The organism is Aquibacillus kalidii, from assembly GCF_014280935.1.
In the GTDB taxonomy this organism is placed as follows: domain Bacteria; phylum Bacillota; class Bacilli; order Bacillales; family Amphibacillaceae; genus Aquibacillus_D; species Aquibacillus_D kalidii.
Genome location: NZ_JACLZI010000029.1, coordinates 1 through 26,341, shown reverse-complemented (window position 1 = coordinate 26,341; position 26,341 = coordinate 1). Strand labels below are relative to the sequence as shown.

At 36.2% G+C, this 26,341-nt stretch carries 26 protein-coding genes and 1 riboswitch; of the genes, 13 read left to right on the top strand and 13 right to left on the bottom strand.

The genetic code is table 11. The features are described from left to right. The first annotated feature begins 275 nt into the window (after window positions 1–275). The 9 genes from H7K77_RS05345 (at window position 276) to H7K77_RS05305 (ending at window position 8,401) form a co-directional block, all read left to right on the top strand. The gene (locus tag H7K77_RS05345; protein ID WP_186576697.1) at window positions 276–1,085 is read left to right on the top strand and encodes a DUF2935 domain-containing protein; all 810 of its coding nucleotides are present in this window, start codon (window positions 276–278) and stop codon (window positions 1,083–1,085) included. 103 nt (window positions 1,086–1,188) lie between these two features. After that, window positions 1,189–1,728, top strand: a complete 540-nt coding sequence (locus H7K77_RS05340; RefSeq protein WP_235988838.1) for an HD domain-containing protein — start codon at window positions 1,189–1,191, stop codon at window positions 1,726–1,728. A gap of 309 nt (window positions 1,729–2,037) precedes the next feature. Further along, entirely contained in the window at window positions 2,038–2,856 is an 819-nt protein-coding gene (locus H7K77_RS05335; protein WP_186576695.1) for an alpha/beta hydrolase, read from the top strand. A gap of 103 nt (window positions 2,857–2,959) precedes the next feature. Next, on the top strand, window positions 2,960–3,112 hold the full coding sequence (locus H7K77_RS05330; RefSeq protein ID WP_186576694.1) for a YfhE family protein: 153 nt from the start codon (window positions 2,960–2,962) through the stop codon (window positions 3,110–3,112). Window positions 3,113–3,262: 150 nt separating this feature from the next. Then, a complete protein-coding gene (locus H7K77_RS05325) occupies window positions 3,263–3,970 on the top strand; it encodes a response regulator transcription factor (RefSeq protein WP_186576693.1) in 708 nt (235 codons plus the stop codon). Next, the gene (locus H7K77_RS05320; protein WP_186576692.1) at window positions 3,967–5,433 is read left to right on the top strand and encodes a sensor histidine kinase; all 1,467 of its coding nucleotides are present in this window, start codon (window positions 3,967–3,969) and stop codon (window positions 5,431–5,433) included. Before H7K77_RS05325 ends, H7K77_RS05320 begins: the two co-directional genes overlap by 4 nt. A gap of 1 nt (window position 5,434) precedes the next feature. Continuing rightward, window positions 5,435–6,502 carry a LolA family protein gene (locus H7K77_RS05315; protein WP_186576691.1) on the top strand — a complete coding sequence of 356 codons (1,068 nt, stop codon included), beginning with the start codon at window positions 5,435–5,437 and terminating at the stop codon, window positions 6,500–6,502. 12 nt (window positions 6,503–6,514) lie between these two features. Beyond that, complete coding sequence (locus tag H7K77_RS05310) at window positions 6,515–8,224, top strand: M56 family metallopeptidase (protein WP_186576690.1); 1,710 nt, start codon at window positions 6,515–6,517, stop codon at window positions 8,222–8,224. A 15-nt stretch (window positions 8,225–8,239) separates the two neighbouring features. Then, a complete protein-coding gene (locus tag H7K77_RS05305) occupies window positions 8,240–8,401 on the top strand; it encodes a hypothetical protein (protein ID WP_186576689.1) in 162 nt (53 codons plus the stop codon). Between the two features lie 12 nt (window positions 8,402–8,413). Here H7K77_RS05305 and H7K77_RS05300 read toward each other — a convergent pair whose 3' ends face one another. The 4 genes from H7K77_RS05300 to H7K77_RS05285 form a co-directional block, all read right to left on the bottom strand. Next, entirely contained in the window at window positions 8,414–8,707 is a 294-nt protein-coding gene (locus H7K77_RS05300; RefSeq protein ID WP_186576688.1) for a YkvA family protein, read from the bottom strand. Between the two features lie 246 nt (window positions 8,708–8,953). Next, complete coding sequence (typA, locus tag H7K77_RS05295) at window positions 8,954–10,777, bottom strand: translational GTPase TypA (RefSeq protein WP_186576687.1); 1,824 nt, start codon at window positions 10,775–10,777, stop codon at window positions 8,954–8,956. Window positions 10,778–10,872: 95 nt separating this feature from the next. Continuing rightward, window positions 10,873–12,201 (bottom strand): sensor histidine kinase, encoded by a 1,329-nt coding sequence (locus H7K77_RS05290; protein ID WP_186576686.1) that lies wholly within the window; start codon window positions 12,199–12,201, stop codon window positions 10,873–10,875. Continuing rightward, the gene (locus H7K77_RS05285; protein ID WP_186576685.1) at window positions 12,198–12,899 is read right to left on the bottom strand and encodes a response regulator transcription factor; all 702 of its coding nucleotides are present in this window, start codon (window positions 12,897–12,899) and stop codon (window positions 12,198–12,200) included. The genes H7K77_RS05290 and H7K77_RS05285 overlap by 4 nt, the downstream gene beginning before the upstream one ends. Before the next feature lie 204 nt (window positions 12,900–13,103). On the opposite strand from H7K77_RS05285, the gene H7K77_RS05280 reads away from it, so the two are divergent. Next, the gene (locus H7K77_RS05280) at window positions 13,104–14,612 is read left to right on the top strand and encodes a S1C family serine protease (protein WP_186576684.1); all 1,509 of its coding nucleotides are present in this window, start codon (window positions 13,104–13,106) and stop codon (window positions 14,610–14,612) included. Window positions 14,613–14,721: 109 nt separating this feature from the next. Here the strand turns inward: H7K77_RS05280 and H7K77_RS05275 are convergent, their stop codons facing one another. The 4 genes from H7K77_RS05275 to H7K77_RS05260 form a co-directional block, all read right to left on the bottom strand. Further along, window positions 14,722–14,928 (bottom strand): zinc ribbon domain-containing protein, encoded by a 207-nt coding sequence (locus tag H7K77_RS05275; RefSeq protein ID WP_186576683.1) that lies wholly within the window; start codon window positions 14,926–14,928, stop codon window positions 14,722–14,724. Between the two features lie 147 nt (window positions 14,929–15,075). Next, window positions 15,076–16,415 (bottom strand): IS3 family transposase gene (locus H7K77_RS05270; RefSeq protein WP_235988837.1). Its coding sequence is split into 2 segments (ribosomal slippage): window positions 15,076–15,996 and window positions 15,999–16,415, totalling 1,338 coding nucleotides; the frame shifts between segments, so codons are not numbered across the junction. A gap of 110 nt (window positions 16,416–16,525) precedes the next feature. Continuing rightward, window positions 16,526–17,227, bottom strand: coding sequence for a TraR/DksA C4-type zinc finger protein (locus H7K77_RS05265; protein WP_186576682.1), 702 nt, complete (start codon window positions 17,225–17,227; stop codon window positions 16,526–16,528). 104 nt (window positions 17,228–17,331) lie between these two features. Then, entirely contained in the window at window positions 17,332–17,787 is a 456-nt protein-coding gene (locus tag H7K77_RS05260; RefSeq protein WP_186576681.1) for a GNAT family N-acetyltransferase, read from the bottom strand. Window positions 17,788–17,917: 130 nt separating this feature from the next. Between H7K77_RS05260 and H7K77_RS05255 the strand changes: the two genes are divergently transcribed. Both H7K77_RS05255 and H7K77_RS05250 read left to right on the top strand, forming a co-directional pair. After that, window positions 17,918–18,577, top strand: a complete 660-nt coding sequence (locus H7K77_RS05255; RefSeq protein WP_186576680.1) for a Type 1 glutamine amidotransferase-like domain-containing protein — start codon at window positions 17,918–17,920, stop codon at window positions 18,575–18,577. A gap of 247 nt (window positions 18,578–18,824) precedes the next feature. Next, on the top strand, window positions 18,825–19,733 hold the full coding sequence (locus H7K77_RS05250; protein ID WP_328701041.1) for an NAD(P)-dependent oxidoreductase: 909 nt from the start codon (window positions 18,825–18,827) through the stop codon (window positions 19,731–19,733). A 59-nt stretch (window positions 19,734–19,792) separates the two neighbouring features. On the opposite strand, the gene H7K77_RS05245 is transcribed toward H7K77_RS05250, so the two are convergent. The 3 genes from H7K77_RS05245 to H7K77_RS05235 all read right to left on the bottom strand — a co-directional run bounded on the left by H7K77_RS05245 (window position 19,793) and on the right by H7K77_RS05235 (window position 21,505). Continuing rightward, on the bottom strand, window positions 19,793–20,632 hold the full coding sequence (locus tag H7K77_RS05245) for a LysR family transcriptional regulator (RefSeq protein ID WP_186576678.1): 840 nt from the start codon (window positions 20,630–20,632) through the stop codon (window positions 19,793–19,795). A 281-nt stretch (window positions 20,633–20,913) separates the two neighbouring features. After that, complete coding sequence (locus H7K77_RS05240) at window positions 20,914–21,210, bottom strand: PH domain-containing protein (RefSeq protein WP_186576677.1); 297 nt, start codon at window positions 21,208–21,210, stop codon at window positions 20,914–20,916. Between the two features lie 97 nt (window positions 21,211–21,307). Then, a complete protein-coding gene (locus H7K77_RS05235) occupies window positions 21,308–21,505 on the bottom strand; it encodes a cold shock domain-containing protein (RefSeq protein WP_186576676.1) in 198 nt (65 codons plus the stop codon). Window positions 21,506–21,835: 330 nt separating this feature from the next. On the opposite strand from H7K77_RS05235, the gene trhO reads away from it, so the two are divergent. Continuing rightward, window positions 21,836–22,810: an oxygen-dependent tRNA uridine(34) hydroxylase TrhO gene (gene trhO, locus H7K77_RS05230; protein WP_186576675.1), complete on the top strand. Its 975-nt coding sequence runs from the start codon at window positions 21,836–21,838 to the stop codon at window positions 22,808–22,810. 206 nt (window positions 22,811–23,016) lie between these two features. Here trhO and H7K77_RS05225 read toward each other — a convergent pair whose 3' ends face one another. Both H7K77_RS05225 and proS read right to left on the bottom strand, forming a co-directional pair. Beyond that, window positions 23,017–24,276 carry a DUF5667 domain-containing protein gene (locus tag H7K77_RS05225; RefSeq protein WP_186576674.1) on the bottom strand — a complete coding sequence of 420 codons (1,260 nt, stop codon included), beginning with the start codon at window positions 24,274–24,276 and terminating at the stop codon, window positions 23,017–23,019. A 99-nt stretch (window positions 24,277–24,375) separates the two neighbouring features. After that, window positions 24,376–24,465: riboswitch (cyclic di-GMP riboswitch) on the bottom strand. A 112-nt stretch (window positions 24,466–24,577) separates the two neighbouring features. Continuing rightward, window positions 24,578–26,014, bottom strand: coding sequence for a proline--tRNA ligase (proS, locus tag H7K77_RS05220; RefSeq protein ID WP_186576673.1), 1,437 nt, complete (start codon window positions 26,012–26,014; stop codon window positions 24,578–24,580). Between the last annotated feature and the right edge of the window lie 327 nt (window positions 26,015–26,341).

Genomic DNA, 26,341 nt, shown 5'->3' with positions numbered 1-26,341 from the left:
TACATAGAGAATTCTTAATATTTATCTAATTCGCGACGTTAGAATTCCTTTCGATTCACAATCCACAGCGTCGCATTTGCACTCAGTTAATTAAAGGATATAGTTACTGCAGATTTTATCTCAAATGCGTCTTAACGAAGATCGGGTTTGAAGGCCTTTTAGAAAAAGAATAATATTTATAGTATTGCCTGAATACACTTCAATGGAACTATATTATTTTACGGGGTTGTTTAATTTTTCCACCAATACAGAAAGTGAAGAAGGAGCTGTTGTTTTTGCCTGATTTTATTAAAAGTGCATCTTTTGAACACCAATTTTGGTTACAAGTATTAGGGGACCACTCAAGGTTTATTCGAGATTCCTTATACCCAAAAGAAGAACAGGAGATAAATCGTGCGAAGGAATTTGTGCATACTTTTGATGATTTATTAGAACGATCAAAACATCTTAAAGAATCTAACGCTATTGCATTTACCAAAGAAGCTGAGACTGCAGCCGACAAACTCCTTAAATTCAAACTTTACCTGTTAGGAATACAATTGGAAGGTAAAATAGGGATCCATCTATCCCCTACATTTCTTAACCACACGGTAAACGAACTAGAAGAATATCAGCTTGTTCTTAGCTATTTAAAACAAGGTGATGTCCCCCCTATATTTCATGAGTTGCACCACCATCTCGTTTGGCTCGTTGATGCTCATGGCCATGCTGGAATTATCAATGATCATCTCGACGGGGTTGAACAACGACTGAAAAAACAAAGTAAAGAATTTTCTAAGCATTTCGCTGACTTTTATTTAAAGGCAATTGAACTAACCGGTTATCTCCGCTCCCATTTAGAATCCTTTCCCGCACTCCAAAAATTTAATAAAGATGTAGAAGTAGAAATGAACTTATTTAGAGGCTTTCTTCACGAGTTAGAGGAATTAGAGTTATCGGAAAAAGTTTTAGGGACATTCTCAGGCTTAATGGCTGATCATATGGCACGGGAGGAATGTTATTACTTAATAAAGTTAGCGGAGTCATCCAACACAACACCACCAAATTGTGATCCAACCAAGCCTCGTACAAATGATCCACATTAATAAAGCAACCAATTCGTTTAGTGGGAATCTACAGTTTTAATACTGAGATTTCCACTTTTGCCTTTAGATAAAAATGTACTATACTTGTCTAGAGGTGATAAATATGGACTTGTTAAAGGCAATTACTTATGCCACAGAAAAGCACGATGGCCAAAGAAGAAAGGTGGATAAAATCCCATATATATCACATCCTTATCGGGTTTCCATGCTTCTTGCAACAGAGGGATACGATAAAGAAATTGTTACTGCTGGTTTGTTACATGATATCGTAGAAGATACTGATGGAACACTCGATGAAATTAAAAGTTTGTTTGGAGAAATTGTCGCAGAACTTGTTCAATATGCGTCTGAACCTGACAAATCCTTACCTTGGGAAAAACGTAAACAACATACAATCACCACTATTAAACACGCTCCATTAGCAGCAAAAATAGTGGTTTGCGCTGACAAAGTGGACAATCTAACATCTATTATAGAAAATGAAAAACAACTGGGTAGTAAAGTTTGGAATTCCTTCAAACGTGATAAAGCAAGTCAACAATGGTATTACACCGGCATTTACGAAAGCCTAATCCACGGACTTCAGGAGCAACCACCACTAATTAATCAATTTAAGAAGCTTTTAGATCAGTTTAATGGTTAATCAATACCATTTCTAATGAAAGATGACTAGGATAAATTTTATTGTAGTCTTTTTTTCATCCCTCCATTTATTCCAACAAAACTACGTATATGTATTAGCCACCACTGACCTTATGTGCCACTATATTTGATTTATGCGCCAATTGCATCTCGTTATGTGCATGTATACGGTGGATAAGTGCCAATTGTATTTCCTTATGTGCCAGACTCCTACATTGAGAATTTTTTAAAAAGATCTCTACACATGTATGTCCTGTTGCTTTTCACAAATAATACAAATAGCTAATACTTTAAATGGAGTTGTCGTATCTTGGAAAATTATTTACAGAAAGAAATAATCAGGTTAGTTGGTTTGGACATATACTGTGAATACCTAATAAATGAGAAGCCACCAATCCTCCTGATACACGGCTTCGTATCTTCTACTTATACTTTTAAGAATTTAATACCACTTCTCTCGAAAGATTTTTCTGTTATCGCCCTCGATCTACCCGGTTTCGGAAAAAGCGAAAAGTCAAAAACTTTTGTTTATACGTTTGAAAACTATTCAAAAGTAATAACAGCTTGCATCGAGCATTTTAGACTGAACAATGTAACTATTGTCGGACATTCAATGGGTGGACAGGTTGCTTTATACGCAGCAAAACATCAACCTGAAAAGATTAATAAACTCGTATTACTTTGTAGCTCCGGATATTTAAAACCTGCTAGAAAGCCTTTAGTGTATTTTACATATTTACCTTTTTCTCGGTATATGATGGAAAAATATATCCGAAGACGAGACTGGAGGAAGGCAGTCGAAAATATATTATTTGATCATCAACATATAACAGAAGAGCTGATGGAGGAATTCACTAGACCTTTTCAGGATAAGCACTTCTATACTTCACTTGTACGATTGTTACGATATCGAGAAGGTGATCTTTCAAGCTCCCAATTAAAAACAATTCAAACCCCAACCTTATTAATTTGGGGACGCGAGGATAAAGTTGTTCCTGTTTCAATTGGGCAAAAACTTGCTGATGATTTACCTTATTCTCGACTAATTACGTATGAAAGAACCGGTCATCTTGTTACGAAGGAGCGAACACACGACGTTTATAATGAGATCATTGCTTATGCTAAATAATCTGTTTGAAATTAGAGCATTTCCCCGTTTTAATCCACTTAGTTTAGGGAATAATTAAAATATAGCAAATAAGCCAATCTATTTAGGAAAGGATGTTTAGCTAATGGCAAGAAAAACACAATATCAACCCACAAAACAGGGTGGCATTGAATTATCTTCTGCACAGGAAGTTAATTATAATAAAGAATTTAAACAAGCAGACATTGCTGGCGGTTACCGCAAGCGACAGATAAACCGTTTGAATAGCGAGCAATAAAGTGAAAGTCCAAAGTAGCATGCTACTTTGGACTTTTTATTTGTCTTTTTTAATCCTTCATCATTTACCTATTAATTATTAAGTAATTATAAATTTTTCCATTACCTTCTTCATTTTTTAATATAATGAAAAAGAAGGAAGGTAATAACAATGGGGAACCAAGAAAAAATACTAATAATAGAAGATGACCATGAAATAGCAAGAATACTATCTGATTACTTACGTAAGGACGGTTACCTCACTACTTGGGCTTCTACTGGAGTGGAGGGTTGGGAGGAGTTTAAACAAAATACATTCGACCTCCTACTAATAGATTTAATGTTGCCAGAAATGGACGGGTTTACCCTCTGTAATAGAATACGCTTAGAAAGTGAAGTTCCCTTACTAATCATTAGCGCTAAACAAGAAGATGAAGCAAAAATTCAAGGACTTAATCTAGGTGCAGACGATTATTTAACAAAGCCATTCAGTTTAGAGGAGTTAAAGGCACGGGTTAACTCCCATTTACGAAGATATAGAAGGTATCATCAAGTTAGCCCAACTTCTAAGGTTAGTTACCCCTATGGACTTGTAATTGATTTTGCCAACAAGATGGTCTTTTTAAATGGTGTGATACTTCCCTTAACGGTTAAAGAGCTCGATTTATTATTCCTACTTGCTAACAATCCACTCCAAACATTTACTAAAGCACAAATTTATCAACATATTTGGGGGCAGGCAGAAATGGATGGCAATAATACCGTAACGGTTCATATTAAAGGGCTACGATCCAAGCTAAATGACCAAATACGATCCGCCAAATACATTCAGACGGTCTGGGGAGAAGGGTATCGCTTTGTTGGGGAACCGATCCAATGAAAATAACACATTGGTTAATGGTAAGTTATGTGATTGTTATGCTGCTACCTATCGTTGCGCTTTATTCTTTATATATAACGATAAGTCATTACGATGAGGAACAAGACCTCAAAGAATACATGGAAAAAACAAATAGAATGGTTGAATGGGAAGACCGTTTACAGAATTCATCCCTTTATCAAATACAAAAACCTGCAAACTATCAATCTATTAAGGATGAAACAGATAATACTATTCAAATTACTCTCTATCGTCATGATGGTATCTTACTCTATTCAACTATCGACGGTGCTACACCAACAAGATTCCTTAGGGAGAATTTGGACCAATTATACAAAGATTTAAATGATGTGAAGAAGAATCACCGAACATACTCGTTAAAAAAGCCTGTATTTGAAGATGGATCTCTTATTGGTTTTTACCAAATCACCATAAGTCGAGAAGAATGGCTCAATGAGTTGGAACATAGGAGTTGGTTGACTGGTGTTATATTTATAGCCTTCCTCATTATCCTTTATATTTCTGTTGTTTATTTACTGCATCGTAAATTACGAACACCTTTAAAATTATTAAGAAGGCAAATGACGGACTTTGCTGATAATAGACAGGTAGAACCGAATAGCTATTTAGCTAATGATGAGGTTGGTGAAGTTATTAGGCACTTTCATAACATGAAGCAACAAATAGAAAGCACCAGGCAGGCATTACAAAAACAACAAGAGGAAAAAGAATACATGGTAGCTGCTTTAACACACGATTTGAAAACACCACTAACTGTCATTCAAGCTTATACCGAAGTATTACAAAATCAAAATAATTTAACATTAAAAGAGAAACAAGAGTATCAAGCTATTCTACTTAATAAACTGACCTACATGAAACACCTTTTAAATGACCTGGCCATCTATACAAGTTTACAGTCTTCGAGCAAACCCTTTGAAATGGTAAAAGTAGATGGAGAAGAATTCTTTGACATGCTCTTGTCAGGATACGATCAATCATGCGCCAATCAACAGATTTCTTTATACACCGAAGCCTGTACAAAGGATACTTATACATTGAATGTAGAGCAGTTAACACGTGTAGTGGATAACCTTATGTCCAATAGTCTTCGATACACAGAGGTTGGCGGAAAAATTTGGCTAGCTGCTATAGCAAGTAATTGTCCATTACCAGATTGGATATTTCCTAACATTGCTAATGAATTAGATTCATGGCGAATTGGTGGAACAATTATCATCATCCAAAACGAGGGGAAAGTTATTCCTCTTGAACAACAAAACCGTATATTTCAGCCATTTGTACAAATGGAAGACTCTCGAGGGAATAGCGGGAGTTCCGGCCTTGGATTAAGTATTGCCAAGAAAATCATAGAACAACACGAGGGGAAAATTCATTTATGGTCAATAAAAGAGTTTGGAACTACTGTTGTTTGCTGGATTAAGGAAAAGGAGACGATTTAGGTTGAACAAACTTTTGAAAGCAATAGGTGCCCTGCTGTTTGTCATTCTCCTAACTGGATGCAAGGAGGAATATGTTATGTCATCAGACGATATCGTTACCAACGTTCTCTCATCGAACGATGAATCAAGCTCCTATTACGGGGAGGGATCGATGGAGGTCTTCCAAAGGGAAGAGCTAATAGAAGATGCCCTCTTCAAAGAATATGTGGAAGATACAGGTAAAAGAAAGATAATCATTAAGGATCAATTAGCCAATCAAACCACAACAACTTGGAACGATGGGAAACAACTAGTTAGCTACGAGGATGTTAGTAACATAGCATATAAGATGGACCTATCTGGAATAGAGTTACCAAGCTCTCTAACACAAAAAGAGCAAGTAATGAATGTATTTGAGGGATTACAAGAAACGCATAACTCCGAAATCATCGGTGATGAGGAGCTACTTGGCTTTGACACAATTCACATGAAGCTAACTGCTAAGGAAGCAAATGGATTATTAGGGGATATGGAGTTTTGGATTGATAAACAGAGTTGGTTTATTATCAAGTCTGTTTCCACTAGTGCTGATTTAAAGGTAGTAACGGAATATACCAAGGTGGAGTTAAATCCAACTATACCTAACGAAACTTTCTCAATCGATTTACCTGAAGATGCTACAATCCAGTCTATGGATGATTACTCACCTAAAACCGGATCTGTTGAAGATGCAGAACAAGCATTAGGGGAACCTTTCCTCCTGATTAACGATGCTAATTTCAAACTTGAAAAGCTTGAATGGGATGTCTTGCAAGGGGAATTTTCACGTACGGAATTAACGCTATATTATAACAAGGACGGAATTCCAGCCTTTACCCTTTCTATTTTCTCCATTCCAAAAGGACCTGGAGTTGAACTTGAGACGAGCCAAGTAAACGTTCGCGGAAATAAAGCAGAGTATATGAAGGACATTCGTAATTTAACCTGGGATGAGGATTCATTAAGATACTCCATCCTAATTGAACATCCAGATTTGAGTCTAGAGGAAATGTTAAAGGTAACGGAAACAATGAAAATGAGTTCTGATTAGAGGAGGTGTTCCATGTTACCGGCATGGTTTATAATCATTAGTTATCTATTTGTAGGTATTAGCATACAATTGCTAGGGATATTATTCAGTAGATTAAGCAAACGGATTGGGTACATCGTGGAAATAACAATTGCTATATCAGCTGTCGTTTATATTTTTATTCAATATCCTTTCTTAGATAGTTTTATTTATATCGCTTTTGTTTCAAGTGGCTATGCATCAACAATCCTACTAACTGCCAATTACGATAAATATACGGAGCTAAAAAGTGAAATCAAGAATCTAGATTTAATCAAAATAGACTTAACCAGAAATATCTTTCGGATCCTTATCGATGTCACATTAGCGTTTGTAGTTTTTATCGGTGCGATTACTTTCTTGATTTATGGCCCAACATCTAGTCCTTTAAAATTCATCATTGCATATGGAATGGTATCGGCTATCTCAGAAATAGTAAAAAGAACTATCACATTCGCATCGATTAATGTCTACTATAATCATGAAAAAGATAGCTTACTTATCGTGTCACCGCTTAATTCAAGACAGTTACCTTTGGAGGACTTACAAACTGTAACCGAAGAGTCTTCCGTAGATATCTTAAGATTACACCCTTACTTTACTTTATTTTCTTCTACTGCTGACTTTACAACTAGTTTAGATAAAGTATTAAAGCTACAATTCTCCGGAGAAACAATCCACCTTACTTTTAAGGATACAATAAAATGGAGAACAGTATTTGACCAATACTTGTCTGATCCGGTAGAACTTGAAGAAATAACTATACTTCCTTTTTATCACCGTAAAAACTTAAAACGTTTACTAGGAAAACTATACTTTGCCATGACCGTTAAAGGTATCTCTGCCTACTCAGGGCTTCTATTAGTTTTATATTATTTTGATTTACCTGTTTTCATTATGATCCCTGCTATTCTAGTGTACTGGTTTGTCAATCTATACTTTTCTGATCGAATTTTACAACTCGCAATGGACGCTAAACCAACTGTTAATCCAGAAGTAATAGAATCTGCTAGGAGGATATTCAAGAAAGCAAATATTAGCCAGGTTCAAGTTTACGAAACAGAATCAACGGAGTATAACGGGTTGGCTACTGGGGTGCATATTGGTAGATCTATGGTAACACTCACTACTGCGACATTACAATTACCCCTTTCAGCGATAGAGGGGATCCTTGCTCATGAAGCTGTGCATGTACAGAAGCGTGATGTCATGTGGGGACAAGTTTGGAAAATGGCATATTTTATTGTGTTATTTTTCGGCATTGTATTTCTTTTTAATCATCAAGAAGTAATTATGAATTATAAAATCCCACTATTTTTTGCGATATGGTTCATCATGATTTTATTTCCAATCTATCAATCATTTTATACCCAAAGAATGGAAGTTAGGGCTGATCATTTGGGAGCAACCTTTCTGAATGGTTCAACAGAACAAATGGCACAAAGTTTAAGTATGCTAGCAAGGAATCAAGACAACGCACTACAAAAGTCAGTGGAGTACAGTGCTGTAAATAGCAAGAAGCTTACAGAATCCTCTTTAGATCGGCCTAGTTGGATATGGCGATTTTTAGAATTTCAATTTATGCCCCATCCTCCTATGTACTGGAGAGTTGAAATGTTGAAACAAAACAAGATAGGCTGGAACAAATCCATTAGAAGACAGTGGTTCTTTGACCGCTTCAGAGAATCATTTCTTAAAAGTTGATAAGGGGGATCAAGAATGAACGAACTAATTCTCATAACACTAGCCGTTTTTCTATTCTTAACCTATAACTTTTACCATATGTTTCGGACAGGTTTATCTAAACGACACAAACGAATCGCCGTACTCCTTTACGGGGTTAGTACCATTTCTTTACTATTGGTAAACACTGTATTTTGATACATCTCAGGACTAGTTTTTCGAACTAGTCCCTATTAATTCATATTTTCTCTTTAACGATTCTGGTGCCATCTTCACTATTTGTTGGAGGATAAAGCCTGCAACGAACACGTCATCAAATATACCGAGGATTAGTAGGAAGTCTGGTATTAAATCAAAAGGAAATAGAATATATCCAGCAAACAGAACTATAGATATTATTTTCGACAGCATGGATACGTCCTTTGAAATAAAGAAATCCTTTATAAAAGGTATCGATTTTCTAAAATTGATGACAAACTTCAACCTACGCCAAATTCTTAACATAAAAAGCACCTCCATCAAAATTATACAAATAAACTAGCCCTTAATATATCTTTTCATAACTCTTGCATTTGTGCTCATATTCCAATGCAGCTCTATTTTCCGCAACGATTCACACGCTAGTGTGCTCATATGACGGAGTGATGTTAATACTCTCTATTTCTCCATTTTCATACAAGTTGCAGTAAACATCCAATAAAATAAAAAAACTAGCGGACAATTGATCTCGTCTGCTAGTTTTTTAAAAGCTTACTTTTTCTTTTTAGATGCTTTTTCTCGTTCGTTTTTATTTAAGATTTTCTTACGAAGTCTGATGGATTCAGGTGTAACTTCACAATACTCATCATCATTCAAATATTCGATTGCCTCTTCTAACGACATTGACCTTGTCTTACGGATTGTAGCTGTTTGATCTTTCGTAGCTGAACGCACGTTAGTTAAATGCTTTTCTTTTGTAATATTTACAGTCAAATCGTTTTCACGGTTATGTTCTCCAACGATCATTCCAGCATACACTTCTGTACCTGGTTCAACAAAGATAGTACCACGATCTTCTAATCCCATAATACCGTAAGTAGATGCTTTACCGTTTTCAAGCGCTACTAATACACCACGTTGTCTTCCACCTACTTGGCCAGGAACAACTGGTTCGTATTTATCAAATGTGTGGTTGATAATACCAAATCCTCTAGTTTGAGTCATGAACTCGGTAGAATAACCAATTAATCCACGGGAAGGAATTTTAAATTCTAAACGAACTTGTCCAGTTCCGTTATTTACCATATCAAGCATTTCACCTTTACGAGCACCAAGTGATTCCATAATCGCACCTGTATGTTCTTCAGGAACATCAACTTGCACACGCTCAACTGGTTCACAACGCACACCATCAATTTCCTTGATGATAACCTGTGGTTTGGATAATTGAATTTCATATCCTTCACGACGCATATTTTCAACTAGAATAGATAAGTGTAGTTCTCCACGACCTGATACAACCCAAGCATCTGGAGATTCCGTAGGGTCTACACGTAAACTTACATCTGTTTCTAATTGGCTAAGTAAACGCTCCTCAATTTTACGAGAAGTGATATACTTTCCTTCTTTTCCTGCAAACGGACTGTTGTTTACAACAAATGTCATTTGTAGTGTTGGTTCATCTATTCTCAAGATTGGTAACGCTTCTTGATGATCGGTTGGACAAACTGTTTCACCAACGTTAATGTCTTCCATTCCCGCTATGGCAATAATGTCGCCAGCTTTAGCTTCTTGGATTTCGATTCGCTTTAAGCCAATGAAACCAAATAGTTTTGTAACGCGGAAGTTTTTAATAGAACCATCTTTTTTCATTAAAGAAACCTGTTGGCCTACTTTAATTTCTCCACGGAAAACACGTCCGATACCAATACGTCCAAGGTAGTCATTATAATCAAGTAATGTAACTTGGAATTGAAGTGGCTCTTCTGTATTATCAACCGGTGCTGGAACATGTTCAATAATCGTTTCAAAAACAGATTCCATTGATTCTTCCTGTTCCTCTGGCTCTCTACCAGATGTTCCGTTTAATGCAGAAGCATAAACAACAGGGAACTCTAATTGGCTATCGTCAGCACCAAGTTCGATAAATAAATCTAGAACCTCATCAATTACTTCATTTGGTCTAGCACTTGGTCTGTCTATTTTGTTTAAAACAACTACTGGATTTAACTTTTGTTCTAAAGCTTTTTTCAAAACAAAACGTGTTTGCGGCATACAGCCTTCATACGCATCAACAACAAGTAGAACACCGTCTACCATTTTCATGATACGTTCTACTTCTCCACCAAAGTCCGCGTGTCCAGGTGTGTCTAATATATTTATGTGAGTGTCTTTATAGTTAATAGCGGTATTCTTTGCTAAAATAGTTATTCCACGTTCTTTTTCCAAATCATTTGAGTCCATCGCACGTTCGTCTACTTGTTCATTTTCACGGAAAGTTCCGGAATATTTAAGTAGTTGGTCAACTAGTGTTGTTTTACCATGGTCAACGTGCGCGATAATAGCAATATTACGAATGTCTTGTCTAAATTGCATAATGTACATTCTCTCCTCTTTCAACGAGTTCCTTGCGATCACAACTTACCAATTATATCACATTACTATTAAATAAGTATAGTTTGGTTTAACTTTTAAAATTTAATAGTAAAACGAGCTCCACCTAAATCTGATCTACCAACACGAATACTTCCATTAGAACGCTCTACAATTGCTCTAGAAATGGCTAGTCCTAAACCAGTTTCTCCTCCGTTTCCTTTTACAAAGCGATGGAATAACTTAGGCATGAGCTCATCATCTATACCTTCACCGTCATCCTCTATTGTAATAATTACGGAACCGTCAGCACTGTATGCATGTAAATGAACAGTTGTTTTTGCATGTCTTATTCCATTTGAAACAATATTCATCATAGCTTGTAATATTTTACCTGTATCTGCGTAGAGCTTCATTCCTGGTTCAAACCGATGGGACAAAGAGATGCCTCTCTCATTTGCTAGAGGTAGTGCTCTATCTAATGTTAGTTTAATTAATTCTTCTATATTTATTAGTTCTTCTTGATAAATATTTTCCTCGCTATCTAATTTAGCTAATAAAATCATTTCGTTAATGATTTTTTTTAAACGAGCAACCTCATCTACCATAACCTTTAGACCGCGTTCCGAATCCTCGTCCACAAATATTCCATCACGAATTCCCTCTGCATAACCTTGTATCGTCATTAATGGCGTTTTTAATTCATGACTTGCATTTTGGAAAAATTGACGTTGTGATTTAATATACCTTTGTAGTTCATTGGCCATTTCGATTACACTTTGTTCTACTTCCTTAATCTCTCCAGTTGCTTCTATTTCCTCGATATTATCAAACTGCCTTTTTTCAATTTTCTTTAATTGTAGTTTTAACTTGGTTAATGGTGTAACTAAACGTTTGGTTAAATAGTAACTAAGTAAAACTGCAAGTACAATTCCTATTAAAAAAACAACAATTAACCTTTTTAGAAAAGTTTGTTGAACCTCTTGAAGATCGTCTAGTGGCGTTAATAGGACTAGCACTTGACTAGTTAGATCCGGATAAATCGGAATAATGGAAACGACGTAACGATCATCTCCAGCCTTCCATAATGGTTGTTCCGGGTCAGATAAATCATAAGTATTTATCCAGTTTTTAATTACCGGAACAGGAACCGTTGGGTACATGATTGTATTAGACTTTTCATCATAATAGAAAACCTGTAGATTGTATTCTTCTAAGAATTTAAGAAGTTGCTGAGCATTCCCTACATCAGTTAAATCTTCCGAAACCATAAATTCTAAAATTAACCGCCCATTATCCTTCAATTGCCTTTGCTCATCCTGTATTAGAACGTTCAGTATTAAAGAATAGGTAGTAATTGCTGCAGCAGACATAATGATAATTAACAGAGTTGTGAAAGCAGCAGTTAATTGGTATTGAAGTTTCATTCTGCTTCCTCACTACTTTTTCTCATTCGGTAACCATAACCCCATACTGTTTCGACAGGTAGTCCATCTAATTTTTTCCGCAAGCGTTTAACTAAGTCATCAACAGCACGATCACTTCCAAAGTAATCCTCTCCCCAAATGAGCTTTAACAGCTCATCACGGGCAAACGCACGATTTTGGTTGCGAATTAAGATATTCAACATATCAAATTCTTTTGATGTTACTTCAATCTCTTCCTCTTGCCAAAAAACCCTTCTATCTTCTGTATTTACGACTAACTCACCCAGTTGGACCTCTGATGTAGTATTTTGCTCTTGAGTTGATGATGCTGTCATATCAGCACGCTTAAACAGTCTTTTTACCCGCGCTACTAATTCTCTTGGACTAAATGGTTTTGTTAAGTAGTCATCACTTCCTAGTTCTAAACCTAGGATTTTATCTACTTCTTCATCTTTAGCAGAAATAATAATAATGGGCACTTCACTTTCTTGCCTAATTTTTTTACACAGTTCAAATCCGTCCATACCAGGCAGCATTATATCTAATATCCACATATCTGGTGACTCATTTCTCGCTTTTTCCCATGCCGCTTCTGCGTTATCTACCATAGAAATATCGTAGCCTTCCTTTCTTAAATAGGCAGATACAATATCTCTTATATTAGGATCGTCTTCTACAATAAAGATTTTGTGTTTCATACGACACCTCCATATCTATGCATTATTGTCGCATAAATTAAAAAAAGAGCAAGAATATTGTGGCAATAATGGGCAAGGTAATACTCTTCCTTTTATCACTGATTCCACACTTTTTCCACATTTATACCAAAGACTTGCCAAACATCCTGATTACAATAGAAAATGTAAAGGAAAACACAATTCAAACGAAAGGCGTGATATCATATGACATTCCGTGATGATCGCAATAACAATAAAGAGTTTCACCAAAAGGATAGACAGCAAGAGGAAAGCCAACATAATTTTGAACAAGAGGAAGAATTACATCAGCAAGAAGAATACGCAGATTTTGAAGAGTTGAGTCAATCTAATGAATCTGCTCAACAGGAATATAACGAAAATAGTTATGAAGAAACTTTGCAGACAAATCAGGACCATTATTCGCAATCGGGGTCTTCTAACTACAGTGAGGAATCAGATCTACTACCCAATGCATTTACCGAGACTCCAACCAAACGAGTAACAGACGAAGTTAAAAAACCTAAAGGTATCTTATCGATGTTCCTAAGTGGAATAGCTGGTGGTTTAGTTGTTGCAGTAACCGGAGCAACTCTTATTGGTACAGGCGTACTAGACATACCAAGCGAAAATGTCAATTCGCCAAACGCTACAGAAACGGCAAGCTCTTTAACTGAGAGTAGTTCTTCCAATAATGTTATTACCACCATAGCATCTGAAGATAATAGCTCGTTAAGTGCTGCCATAACAAATGTTTCTGATGCAGTTGTCGGCGTCTCTAACATTCAACAAGTAAACCTTTGGGAAGAATCTGAAGCATCTGGAACTGGCTCTGGTGTTATTTATAAGAAAGAAGATGGATCTGCTTATGTAGTAACTAATAACCATGTTGTAGAAGGTGCTAAAGAAGTGGAGGTTATCTTAACTAATGGCGAGCATGTTCAGGCTGAAGTGTTAGGCACGGATGAATTAACTGATCTTGCTGTTCTTAAGATAGATGCTAGCCAAGTAACACAAGTAGCGCCACTTGGTACTTCAAAAAACCTATCTGTTGGGGAAACAGCTATAGCTATTGGTAATCCACTTGGGACTGAATTTGCTGGTTCTGTTACAAAAGGTATTATTAGTGGATTAGAAAGATCTGTTGAAATGGACTTGAATTCAGACGGTCAAGCTGACTGGACTACTGAAGTTATTCAAACAGACGCAGCTATTAATCCTGGTAACAGTGGCGGAGCACTAATTAATAGTAGTGGTCAGGTGATTGGAATTAACTCGATGAAAATTGCCCAAGAAGCTGTTGAAGGTATTGGTTTCGCCATCCCGATTGATGATGCAAAACCGATTATTGAACAATTGGAGAATGGCGGAAGCGTAGAAAGACCATTTATCGGTATCAGTGCTATTTCCTTATCAAATGTTCCAGATGTGCATAAACAACGAACATTAAACTTAGACGATAGCGTTACTGATGGAGTGGTAATAGCAGATACACAACCAGGATCACCTGCTGATCAAGCTGGGCTTCAACAATATGACGTCATAACCAAGTTAAATGATAAAGATATTACAACCATGCTAGACCTGAAACAATATCTATATTCCGAGACTGGAATTGGAGATAAAATTACTGTCACATACTATCGTGATGGAGAGGAAAAAACTACTTCTTTAACTCTGAGTACACAAAACGCAGAAACTAGTGACCAGAACTAACTAAGCTGCCACCATACTCAAGCTTCTCCCCCTTTTCGTTTGAGTATGATTATATAGATAAGCAGAAACCCCACCTAAATAAGAAAAGGTGGGGTTTTTATTGTTAAGTTTAACCGAAGAAAAAATCAAAGATATTGCTTCCAGCCGAGCTTTTTTTGTTATAGAACTCTGAATACCCACAGTTTTTACAAGAAACCACTATAAATTGATTATTCTGTATATCAAACATCTTGGATAAGCCTGTACCTGTCATGGCTACCTCTTTTGTATCTGCATCTGTACTCCCACACTTTATGCAACCTTTATTCTCTGACATCATACATTCCTCCTTTTAAAGCTCTCTATCTCTACGTTTCAAACAACTTATAAGTTTCATTCAAATTATTGTTGGAAGCATAAATGCAGAAAAAGAGGGTGACAATAGGTAATCTGTACCCTTTGTAAAGGACTTTTAAAAAAAAGACTATGCGACACTAGAAAGATGATTCCTGTATTGTACAGGGGTCATCTTTTTTAGATCCCATTGATATCTGTAGTTGTTGTAATAGGTCATATAACTTCTAATTTCTCGTTTTAACTCATCAAGTGTTTCACAAGGTTTAATAGATGCTTCATCCTTGAAGTGACCAAAAAATGATTCTTGTGGAGCGTTATCCCAACAGTTTCCTCGTCTTGACATGGACTGACCTAAACCATATTTCCTAACCATCTTTTGAAAGACTGGATTTGTATAGTGGAATCCTTGATCAGAATGGATGAAGGCTCCCTCTGCCAGCTTTACTCTTCTATTATTTTTTAACTTTAATAACGTGTCTGTTGCGATATCTAAAGTGATACGATCAGAAACGTTATAGGCTAAGATTTCATTTGTTGACCCATCTTTAATCGTGGATAAATATGCTTTCTTACCCTTTCCATAAAATAAATAAGTGATATCTGTTAATAATACCTTTCCCGGTACATTTTGTTTAAATTGACGGTTTAATTTGTTTGGTAATACCGTATGTTCTTTCGTTGCTTTCGACATCCGACGATAAGGGTTAGCTTTTCTGATGGGACATATAATGCCATACTTCTTCATAATTCTGCGAATGCGCTTTAGGTTATAGTTTGTCTGAAAAACATTTTCTAACGTCATTTTAATTTGACGAGCACCCTTTTTGCGTCTCTTGTGGTTAAAGGCTTTCCATATCTTCTTTCTGGCCATGTTGTCTCGTTTTTCGCGTTGTTTCCTCTTTTCCAATGAGGATGGAGAGAAATAATTATAATATCCAGAAGGGGATACTCCAGCTACCTTACATAAATACCTTACTTTGTTTTTTAATTTAAATTTATCAATAACAGATTTAATGAGTTCAAACCTCTGCGATGCAGGAATGGTTATTTCTTTTTCTTCCCCAGTCTCCTCTCTGCCATATCGATCTTTTTTAGTAACTCTACCTCGGCCTTTAATAAGTTATTTTGTGCTTTCAAACGTTCATATTTCTCCTCTATCGAAAGCTCCTTCTCATTTGGGCGACCAGAATTGCCTTTACGTGTGTCTTGCAACCCCGCTATTCCATTCTTCTTATATGCAGCACGCCATCTTTTACCTGCTGATTCCACACGTTTTATCCCAATAATTTCTATATCAAATCCATGTTCCTCAAATATTTGTCTTGGAAATTTCCCTTTTTCATTCTCCGTAATAAAGATTCTTTTAAATTCATCCGTGTACGTGATTCCCTTATTACTAACGGCTTTCACATATGGGTTTTTAGACAATTCTTTTATCTCTTTCCCATTGAATAACCTCGTGCTCATATCTCTTCCCCATTTACTTTTTTTCTTAATTATACATAAAAGTACCCTATAGATAGACTTTTTTTTAGTGTCTACTCTATAGGGTACATTTTAAGGTCACCCTCTAGTTTTTATTCATAAAGTATTGAACTAACTTCATTTTCATCTAAATACGCTTCGTAATCTTCATGATTTCCATTTACCCCAATGTAGTTTCCTTCCATATCCGTTAACAGAAACCCTTCTATTTCCTCAGCGCCACCGACGAGTTCACCAGAATTAAAGTACATATCCTGATAATCCTTTTCTGTATCATAAAAATCAGAAGGACCATCAGACGATCCAAATTTCTCAACTCTTTGCCACGCATCTTCTGGATCAAATATTGTTCCTTCCTCTTCATCTACTTCTGATTCCATTTCTGTTACACTCGCATGAATAACATCCTCTTCAACAGGACGATTATGTGCCACATCATCCGCTGTATGCTCCACACAACGTACCGCAGTTGGCATAGCTTCTAGTCTCTCTGTAGGTATCTCTTTCCCACATTCTTCACACTTGCCATACGTCCCATTATCCATAGCTTGTAAGGCCCTATTTATATCTTTTAGTTCCTTCTCCGCATGTTCATTTAAAGCTATATCTTTTTCTCTCTCGTAAAGCTCCGTTCCATGATCGGCCGGGTGGTTATCATAGTTCGACAACTCACTCATCGATTCTTTTATCAATTCATATTCTAGTCCATAATGGTCCTCTAAATGTTCTTGTATTTCCTGTTTTCTTTCCATTAATACTTCTTTACAATGATTGATTTCCTGATTGGATATCACTACATATCGCCTCCTGACTTTTTGTCTTTTGGGGCATTATTAGTATATCCGTTATAGTTCACTCAACCAATAAAGTTTTTGGAAGTAAAGGAAATCAATTAATTTTATTTCGCCATGTTTTTAGTTAAGATCATATCAACATGGGGGATATTATCCTCTAAATAGACTTCAGATATTTCTTTAAAACCTAGGGAACCATAAAAGTTTCTTAAGTATTCTTGCCCGTGAATCTTAATTTCCTCTACCTTCCATTGGTTCGTGATAATATGTATCGACTTTTCCATTAATTCCTTGGCAAATCCTTGCCCACGGTATTTATCACTAACTAACACACGGCCAATAGATGCTTGGTCATAAATATTTTTTTCAGGAATTAATCTAGAATAAGCAACAATTTCTTGTTTATCTTCCAAGTATAAGTGGTAAGATGCCTGATCGTGATTGTCTATTTCTGGATAAGGGCAGGCTTGTTCAACTACAAATACATCTACCCTTGCCTTTAGTATTTTATATAGTTCTTCCGTTGTTAATTCATTAAAACTTTTTAAATGCCACTCCATAATCTACCACCTTAGTCATTAAATTAATTCTATAGTATAGAAAAATTTTGACTTTTTAAATAAATATGCATCTTTACCCTGATAGCTATAGTTTATAATTAGAAAATACTAGTATATGGGAGGGTTAAAAATGGCAGATACTTATTTATATCTTTTTGGCGGAAACCCAGAACAAAAGGAAGCATCCATTGATTTTTTTCAAAAATCAGGTGGAAAACAAGCCAAAATAGCCTTGTTGCAAGTTTACCGTGCAGGGTGGGAAGATTATTTACATCGGTACATAGGTCATTGGGTCGCAAATGGTCTTGACGAAAATAACGTATCAGTGATTGTACCGAATAAAGATGGCTATATAGATGAACAATCTGCATTAACTGTTTTAGAAGAAGCAACCGGAATTTATATTGGTGGTGGTCATACAGAAACATATCATTCTCTGTATACCTCTCCCTCTTTTAAATCAATCATCGCGAAAAAGTTTTATGAAGGTGTACCTGTAGCAGGCAATTCAGCAGGTGCATTAATCGCCCCAGAAACAGTGCTTTTGTCTCCACATGATACAGATAGTGGTAAAGCAATTATTACAGAAGGAATTGGGCTAACAAAGGATATATTGATTAGTGTGCACTATACGTATTGGAATGATGCTATCCATTTACAAAGAGGGTTAAACCATTTAGATTTTTCAATGGGATATGGAATTGATGATGACGCTTGTCTTGTATTGAAAAATGATCAGTATCATTGCAAATACGGAAGTTCACATGTGTATGAAGTAAAAAAAATTTAAACAAATAGGTGACTGAATAAGCCACCTATTGTTTTATTGTTTAATAAGTTTTAAAGGTAATCAAGACCGTAAATTGTGTAGTTAAGCTTTGTATATTGTCTTGATTATTGTTCAAATAAATCTGATTTCCCTAATACAACTTGTTCGTAAGCTTTGACCAACGAAGCGGGTTCTTAGTTATCTCTAGGTCTTAGTTCCGGCATAAGATTAGTGATAAAAATTCAGTTATGCTATTCTCAAACTATAAATTGATAGTTGGAAGGAAGGACGATTTTTTATGGTAATTAATAAGGAAAACGTAACAATTGGATTTATAGGTACCGGAGTAATGGGTGAGCGCATGGCTAGAAATTTATTAAAAGCAGGATACAATTTAAATACATATACTCGAACAAAGTCAAAGGCAGAAAATTTATTAGCAGAAGGCGCTAAATGGAAAAATTCAGTTGCAGAATTAGCAAGTAACTCTGATGTCATTATTACCATCGTAGGCTATCCATCTGACGTTGAGGAAGTGTATTTGAACGAAAATGGAATCATTAACAATGCGAAGCAAGGATCTTATATTATTGATATGACAACGTCTAGCCCATTACTTGCTGAAAAAATTAGTAAAGCAGCATCCGTTAAACAATTACATGCATTAGACGCTCCTGTATCTGGAGGGGATATTGGGGCAAAGAATGGAACACTTGCCATTATGGTTGGTGGAGAACAACAACCCTTTAATGCGCTTTTACCTATATTTGAGATATTGGGCCAAAATATAATCTTACAAGGTCCAGCTGGTTCAGGGCAGCACACTAAAATGTGTAATCAGATTACAATAGCTTCTAATATGGTCGGCGTTTGTGAAGCTATCATCTATGCTAAAAAGGCTGGTCTGGATCCCGAAAAGGTATTAGAAACAATAACTACCGGTGCAGCAGGAAGCTGGTCATTAAGCAATCTAGCCCCTCGAATGATAAAAGGCAATTATGACCCAGGCTTTTATGTGAAGCACTTTATTAAAGATATGACAATCGCATTAGAGACAGCGAAAACAATGGAGTTGACTACACCAGGATTAGAGTTATCCCTTTCTTTATATAAGCAATTAGCTGAAAATGGAGAAGAAGATAGCGGAACACAGGCATTAATTAAGTTATTTAATTAGCAAACTTACCCCCAGTACACAATTTGTTGTAATGGGGGTACCTATTTGCATAAGAGCAACTAGCTTAGTTCTTCTTCGACCATATCAATAAACGCTTTTACTTGGGGTAGCCTTTTGGAAGCATCTGTATAGCATAACCACGTCTGCCTAACAATGGAACTACCCTCCAACTCCAACCGTTTAATATTACATATATCTTTATTTATATTTTGAATGGCACTCTCAGGTAACACTGCCATTCCAATGCCGCTGAGCATCATCTGTTTACATGTTTCAATCTGATCCACTTTAATAATTTGCTTCGGTTTCCTTCCAGTCTGCTGTAACCATTGACTAACTACGTTATCAAAGCTTGGATCACTTTGAAAGGCTATAAAAGTATTCCGGTTTGTTTGGTTTTTCTTCTTTTCCACTAAAAATAGTCTGTCGTCAAATAAATGACTACAGTTCCTATCATTCATTTTCTTCCCTCGTATAATAGAGACATGATAATCTGATTTTTTAATGTCCTGGCTTAAACCTGCCACCAATTCAATTTCAACATTAGGATATTTCTCCATATACATTTGAAGAACTATTGGCAATAGATATTGACCAACAACCGAGGACACACCTAGTGATAACTTTCCGGCCACTTTCCCAGAAAGGCTATTAATCGATTCCTTTAACTGTTCTTCTTGTTCTACCACATTTTCGGCAAACTGAAGCACTTTCTCTCCAACAGGGGTAACAATCAACTGTTTATGCGTTCTAATAAATAACGGTTCTCCCCATACTTCCTCTAAGTACTTTAAACGCTGTGTGATAGCTGGTTGCGATATGTATAACTTATCGGCCGCACTACGTAATGTCCCGAACTCTTTTAAAGCTATCAATAACCGATAATCATCAATTTTCATAAATCCACCCCGTAATGATAACTGTTACTTATATAATATTATTAAATTCAGTTAATAATTTTATCATTTAAACTAATTTTATAATATAATTATCATTTTTGGTAGGAATGATAACTTATAACCGTAAATTCTTAACATAATGTTTCTTCAAAAAAAGCTATGCAGTTAGGGTGATAGAAGCACGGTTGAATTTAGGATCTGAAGTTTTTTAATTGTTCTCTACATATAAATATTTCGCAATAATATGTATCTAAAAAAGGAGATTTCTTACTGAAGTCTCTTCATTTTTTATGCTTTTCTAATTTTTGTGAAACGATAAAAGCCAAATCATCGTTTCCAAATAACTGAAGTACACTTAACACAGTCTGGTCCGAAATCTCTCCTGCTTCCTCTTTTGGTACAGTAAGTTCTAACGCATTTAAAAGGGCTGGATTATTTTGTTGATCAGGATATGCCTCTATATATAATTCCAATGGATTAAGGTTATGGTTTATACACCACTGCGCAAATACTAGAATCATCATATTTTCTTCTTTTTGATACTGTTCAATTATTTTTTGTTCTATCTCTTTTTTCATTCCCGTACCCCACTTTCTAATTACAAGTAAGTACATTATACATTTTTCCACAAAAAAAACGAAAGAAAGGAGAGATCCTCTCCTTTCTTTCTTAGAATTAAATACGTGTTACGTTTGCAGCTTGTGGGCCACGATCTCCGTCCACGATTTCAAATTCGACTTCTTGTCCCTCATCTAGGGTTTTGAAGCCTTCTGTTTGGATAGCAGAAAAGTGAACAAATACGTCGTCCCCGTCCTCACGTTCAATGAAGCCAAATCCTTTATCCGCATTAAACCATTTTACTTTACCAGTCATTAAAAATACCTCCTTACAAAAATGCTTTAGTAATTCTTTTGAATTACCTTTACAATACATATTGTGAATATATCTTAAAGAAATATTCACATATAGTTTTCCATTTATTAGTTATATAACCTTTCTTCATCAATTTAAAACATTATTACTTCTATTGAACCTTCTAATACTTAACTTATTTTTACTTAGTGGTAAAATAAGTATTTTAAAGTATATTGCTTTTTTCACACAATGTTTGGTAAAATATATGCTTGCAAGAATGTAAATTGAATATCTCCAACCTAGACACATTTATATCTTGCAAATATGAATTGATAGGTGGTAAACAAAATGGAAACTAATGAAAAATTTCAAGTGTTACTGTACTATAACTATGTGCACATCGAGGACCCTGAAAGCTTTGCAGCAGAACATTTAAAATTCTGTAAAGAGCTTGAGCTTAAAGGTCGTATCCTTGTAGCTCAAGAAGGAATAAATGGTACTGTTTCTGGTACAGTTGAACAAACCAACAAGTATATGGAAGCGATGCATAACGATCCTAAATTTGCGGATATGGTTTTTAAAGTGGATGAAGCAGAAGGACATGCTTTCAAAAAAATGCATGTACGTCCTCGTCCAGAACTTGTTACACTCCGTTTAGAAGACGATATTAATCCAAAGGAAACAACCGGTAATTATCTTAGCCCACAAGAGTTTTATGAAGCGATGCAGGATGAAGATACGGTTGTATTAGACGCAAGAAACGATTATGAGTATGATCTAGGCCATTTTAGAGGTGCCATTCGCCCTGATATTGAAACATTCCGCGATTTGCCTAAATGGGTTAGAGAAAATAAAGAGAAGCTCGAAGGAAAAAGAGTTATAACATATTGCACTGGCGGAATCCGTTGCGAAAAATTTTCAGGTTGGCTTGTTAAGGAAGGATTTGAAGATGTCGGGCAACTGCACGGTGGTATTGTAACCTATGGTAAAGACTCAGAAGTGCAAGGAAGACTATGGGATGGACAGCTATATGTATTTGACGAACGAATTGCTGTACCTGTAAATCGCACAGAACATGTAGTTGTTGGTAAGGATTATTTTGACGGTGAACCTTGTGAACGTTACGTTAATTGTGCAAACCCCGAATGTAACAGACAAATGCTTTGTTCAGAAGAAAATGAACATAAATATATGCGTGGTTGCTCTCATGAATGCAGAACGTCTCCTAGAAGTATGTATGTAGCAGAGCACAACCTATCTCAAGAGGAAATTGATGCTAGACTTGAAAGAATCGAACAAGAAGATGGCGTAACACAATCCTAAAAGATGGCCCTTTGGCCATCTTTTTTATATTCATTTTTGGCGAGATTTGATTTTTTTAATTGTCTATCCTGAAAAATCCCCCCCATAACTCTTGCAAACAAGTAAGCTGATGCATTCCCCGCATGATAAAGCAGCTGCCAGTAAATTGTTATTATTTTTCATAACAAACAAAAAGAATCGCTTTTCAATAGCGATTCTTTTTACTCTTATTCATCTTTATCTTTCTTACCATTCCCGGATTTTTCTTTTGCTTTTTCTTTCGCTTCTTTTGCTTTCTCAGCTGCCTTTTCTTCTGCTTCTCTTGCCTTCTCAGCCGCTTTCTCTTCTGCTTCTCTTGCCTTCTCAGCTGCTTTCTCTTCTGCTTCTCTTGCCTTCTCAGCTGCTTTCTCTTCTGCTTCTCTTGCCTTCTCAGCCGCTTTTTCTTTCGCCTCTGTAGACTTTACGGAGCTGTTCTCATTCACTGATGTACTTAATACAGACGAATCATTTGACTCTTCCGTATCGTTCTCAGTAACTTCTATATCATCAGCTTTTGTTTCTGAACTAATGGTCTCAGAATCAACCTCAACCTCTTCTAAATCAGCGAGGCTATCTTCTTTTAAATCAGTTTCACTCTCAGGTTCCTCTTCTATCTTTTGAGCAAACTTTACTTGTTTCTTTTCTACTTTTTCCAACTTCTTAGATAACTTTTTAATTGCCTTTTCATCACCACTTGCTTGAGCATCTGCTAACGCTGTTTCATAGTAAGTAACTTTCTTAGAAAGAGCCAGAGCCTTTACTTCACTCATATCGATTTCTAGCTCAGACATAATTTCCTCAATGTCTTTATCCCCATCAGCTAGTAACTCGACAATTTCACCTGTTGTTTTGCCACTTAATTCAGCGATAGCGATAACTTTAGAGATATCACCATAACCTAAATCTTCCGCGCGTAATTCTTTCACAGTATCAACATCAAAACCTTTAATAACATTAGCAACTAAATAGGCTTCGTCCTGTTTAACCTTTACCGTTTCTTGCCGTTCCTCTTCAAGTTTTTCTTCGACTTCTTCATCTAATTCCGTGACATCTTCTAATCTTTCACTCAACTCTTCTTTTACTTCATCTTCTATTTCTTCATCATCTAATAAATCAGTCACGGATTCTTCCGCAGATTCAAGTAGCTCTAAGTAGTCGTCAACTACTTCCTCCAAAAATTCATCCTGATCTTCTTGAGATAGAATATTTGCCTCTGCTAAACGTTCTTCTGCATATTGTAATAACAATTCAGACTCTTTCTCTGAGTTAAATGTAATCGCTAATCTTAAATCCTCAAATAGCTTGTCCACTGAATACAAGAAATCTCCCGGTGCTGTTCCTGCTCCTGATTCGTCACCAACCGGTTCGTTCACATCAACCGCTGCATATACTGGACTGCTCACAGCCATCGATAAAGCTAATGTTGTTCCTATTACCCACTTTTTCATCTTTGTTCCTCCTTATAAATGGTAGAATTGCTTCTATTAAAATCGAAAGGAATAAAGTATCCACAAAAAAAGCCTATCCAAAGATAGACTTCTCGCCTCTTCGGTAACTGGCTGGCATTACACCACTAAAGTGCTTTAGCCCCTATAGTTTTGCGTCCCATAATTTCTTATGGTTTGCCCTTTCGGATTTTAAATTATAAATCTATTATAGTTTATAAAGACTAACGTAGTATATAGTCTCAAGCTAACATTTTTAAGGTAATATTTACTAGTAAACCCAGTACCTAGGTTATTAACAAAATTAGTATGCCTTCGCCCAATAAACTAACTGTTTTGCCTTTCCACCACAACATACACACGTATCAGAAACACTGACTTGCTCAAATGGGATACATCTTGAGGATGCACTGGTTTCCTCTTTAATTGTTTCTTCACAGGATAAATCACCGCACCACATTGCCTTAATAAAGCCTGGATTTTTTTCTAATACTTCCTTGAATTCTACCATGGTCTTCGCAGTATTAGTCTTTTCTTGTTGGTGTGTACGAGCTTTTAGTAAAAGGCTGTTTTGAATATCTTCTAATAAATCTGGAATTACGGCTTTTAACTGTTCTATTTTTACAAAGCTTTTCTCTCCTGTATCTCTACGAACTAACACCACTTGATTCTTCTCTATATCCTTCGGCCCTACTTCCAGTCTAAGTGGAATACCTTTCATTTCATATTCATTAAACTTCCATCCTGGCATTTTATCACTTGCATCAATATCCACTCTCGCAATACTTTGAAGGTTTGCTTGTAAATTATAAGCAAAATCTAAGACACCTTCTTTATGCTGTGCAATTGGTACGATCATGAGTTGGGTTGGAGCAATTTTAGGAGGCACAACTAAACCTCTATTATCACCATGAACCATAATTAACGCACCAATTAATCTGGTAGTAATCCCCCATGACGTTTGATGGACAGGTTTTTGCTCACCCTGTTCATCTGTATAACGAATATCAAAGGCCTCAGCAAAGCCTGTCCCCAGATGGTGAGATGTACCTGTTTGTAGTGCTTTTCCATCATGCATAAGACTCTCTATCGTTAACGTATATTTAGCACCCGCAAATTTTTCCTTTTCCGTTTTTGTACCTTTTAGAACAGGTACTGCCAAGTAGTCCTCACATACACTTGCGTACACTTCTAGCATTTTAATAGTCTCTTCTGCAGCATCTGCATCCGTAGCATGGCACGTATGACCTTCTTGCCATAAAAATTCTAGTGATCGCAAAAACGGTCGTGTCGTTTTCTCCCACCTAACTACATTGCTCCATTGGTTGTATAACTTTGGCAGATCCCGGTAGGAATGGATTATCTTTGAGTAATGTTCTGCAAACAATACTTCTGATGTAGGTCTGACAACTAGTCGTTCTTGAAGTTCCTCTGAACCTCCATGAGTTACCCAAGCAACTTCTGGTGCGAACCCTTCAATATGATCTTTTTCCTTTTGCAATAAACTCTCTGGTATAAACATAGGAAAATACATATTTTGATGGCCGGTTTCCTTAATCTTTTTGTCTAGGATGTCTCTTATATTCTCCCATATCGCGTATCCATAAGGTCTAATAATCATTGTTCCTCTGACTGAACCATAGTCAACTAAATCCGCCTGTTTTACAACGTCTGTGTACCACTGTGCGAAGTTGTCCTCCATGGCTGTAACCTTTTCAACAAATTGCTTATTTTTACCCATTTTTTATCACTCATTTCGTTTTAAATTGTTTTTTCTTTACTATTGTTGCTTTTGCCGTAATTTGTATAGAAAGCGAAGTAAAGTTTTAAGACCTACATTTATTATATAAGATGAATGCTAAACCATCGCTGCGGAAAAACGCTCGCTTTCCGTGGGGAACGCTTCAGCCTCCTCGCTCGCAAAGACCGCTCACTGTGGGGTCTTCAGACTGTTCCTTTCCCACAGGAGTCTTGCATTTTTCCGCAGCTCAGTGTAGATCATTTACTCAATAAAGTATTTAAAATAGTATGACATCACTTAAAATGCAGAAAGCCTATCATAAGTGTA

Coding starts and splice junctions, on each gene's coding strand:
- H7K77_RS05275 (WP_186576683.1), bottom strand. CDS start 14,928: ATGTCAGAGAATAAAGGTTGCATAAAGTGTGGGAGTACAGATGCAGAT.
- proS (WP_186576673.1), bottom strand. CDS start 26,014: ATGGGTAAAAATAAGCAATTTGTTGAAAAGGTTACAGCCATGGAGGAC.
- H7K77_RS05290 (WP_186576686.1), bottom strand. CDS start 12,201: ATGAAACTTCAATACCAATTAACTGCTGCTTTCACAACTCTGTTAATT.
- H7K77_RS05320 (WP_186576692.1), top strand. CDS start 3,967: ATGAAAATAACACATTGGTTAATGGTAAGTTATGTGATTGTTATGCTG.
- H7K77_RS05245 (WP_186576678.1), bottom strand. CDS start 20,632: ATGAAAATTGATGATTATCGGTTATTGATAGCTTTAAAAGAGTTCGGG.
- H7K77_RS05235 (WP_186576676.1), bottom strand. CDS start 21,505: ATGACTGGTAAAGTAAAATGGTTTAATGCGGATAAAGGATTTGGCTTC.
- H7K77_RS05305 (WP_186576689.1), top strand. CDS start 8,240: ATGAACGAACTAATTCTCATAACACTAGCCGTTTTTCTATTCTTAACC.
- H7K77_RS05225 (WP_186576674.1), bottom strand. CDS start 24,276: ATGAAAAAGTGGGTAATAGGAACAACATTAGCTTTATCGATGGCTGTG.
- H7K77_RS05280 (WP_186576684.1), top strand. CDS start 13,104: ATGACATTCCGTGATGATCGCAATAACAATAAAGAGTTTCACCAAAAG.
- H7K77_RS05310 (WP_186576690.1), top strand. CDS start 6,515: ATGTTACCGGCATGGTTTATAATCATTAGTTATCTATTTGTAGGTATT.
- H7K77_RS05260 (WP_186576681.1), bottom strand. CDS start 17,787: ATGGAGTGGCATTTAAAAAGTTTTAATGAATTAACAACGGAAGAACTA.
- typA (WP_186576687.1), bottom strand. CDS start 10,777: ATGCAATTTAGACAAGACATTCGTAATATTGCTATTATCGCGCACGTT.
- H7K77_RS05300 (WP_186576688.1), bottom strand. CDS start 8,707: ATGTTAAGAATTTGGCGTAGGTTGAAGTTTGTCATCAATTTTAGAAAA.
- trhO (WP_186576675.1), top strand. CDS start 21,836: ATGGAAACTAATGAAAAATTTCAAGTGTTACTGTACTATAACTATGTG.
- H7K77_RS05285 (WP_186576685.1), bottom strand. CDS start 12,899: ATGAAACACAAAATCTTTATTGTAGAAGACGATCCTAATATAAGAGAT.
- H7K77_RS05255 (WP_186576680.1), top strand. CDS start 17,918: ATGGCAGATACTTATTTATATCTTTTTGGCGGAAACCCAGAACAAAAG.
- H7K77_RS05325 (WP_186576693.1), top strand. CDS start 3,263: ATGGGGAACCAAGAAAAAATACTAATAATAGAAGATGACCATGAAATA.
- H7K77_RS05240 (WP_186576677.1), bottom strand. CDS start 21,210: ATGAAAAAAGAGATAGAACAAAAAATAATTGAACAGTATCAAAAAGAA.
- H7K77_RS05340 (WP_235988838.1), top strand. CDS start 1,189: ATGGACTTGTTAAAGGCAATTACTTATGCCACAGAAAAGCACGATGGC.
- H7K77_RS05330 (WP_186576694.1), top strand. CDS start 2,960: ATGGCAAGAAAAACACAATATCAACCCACAAAACAGGGTGGCATTGAA.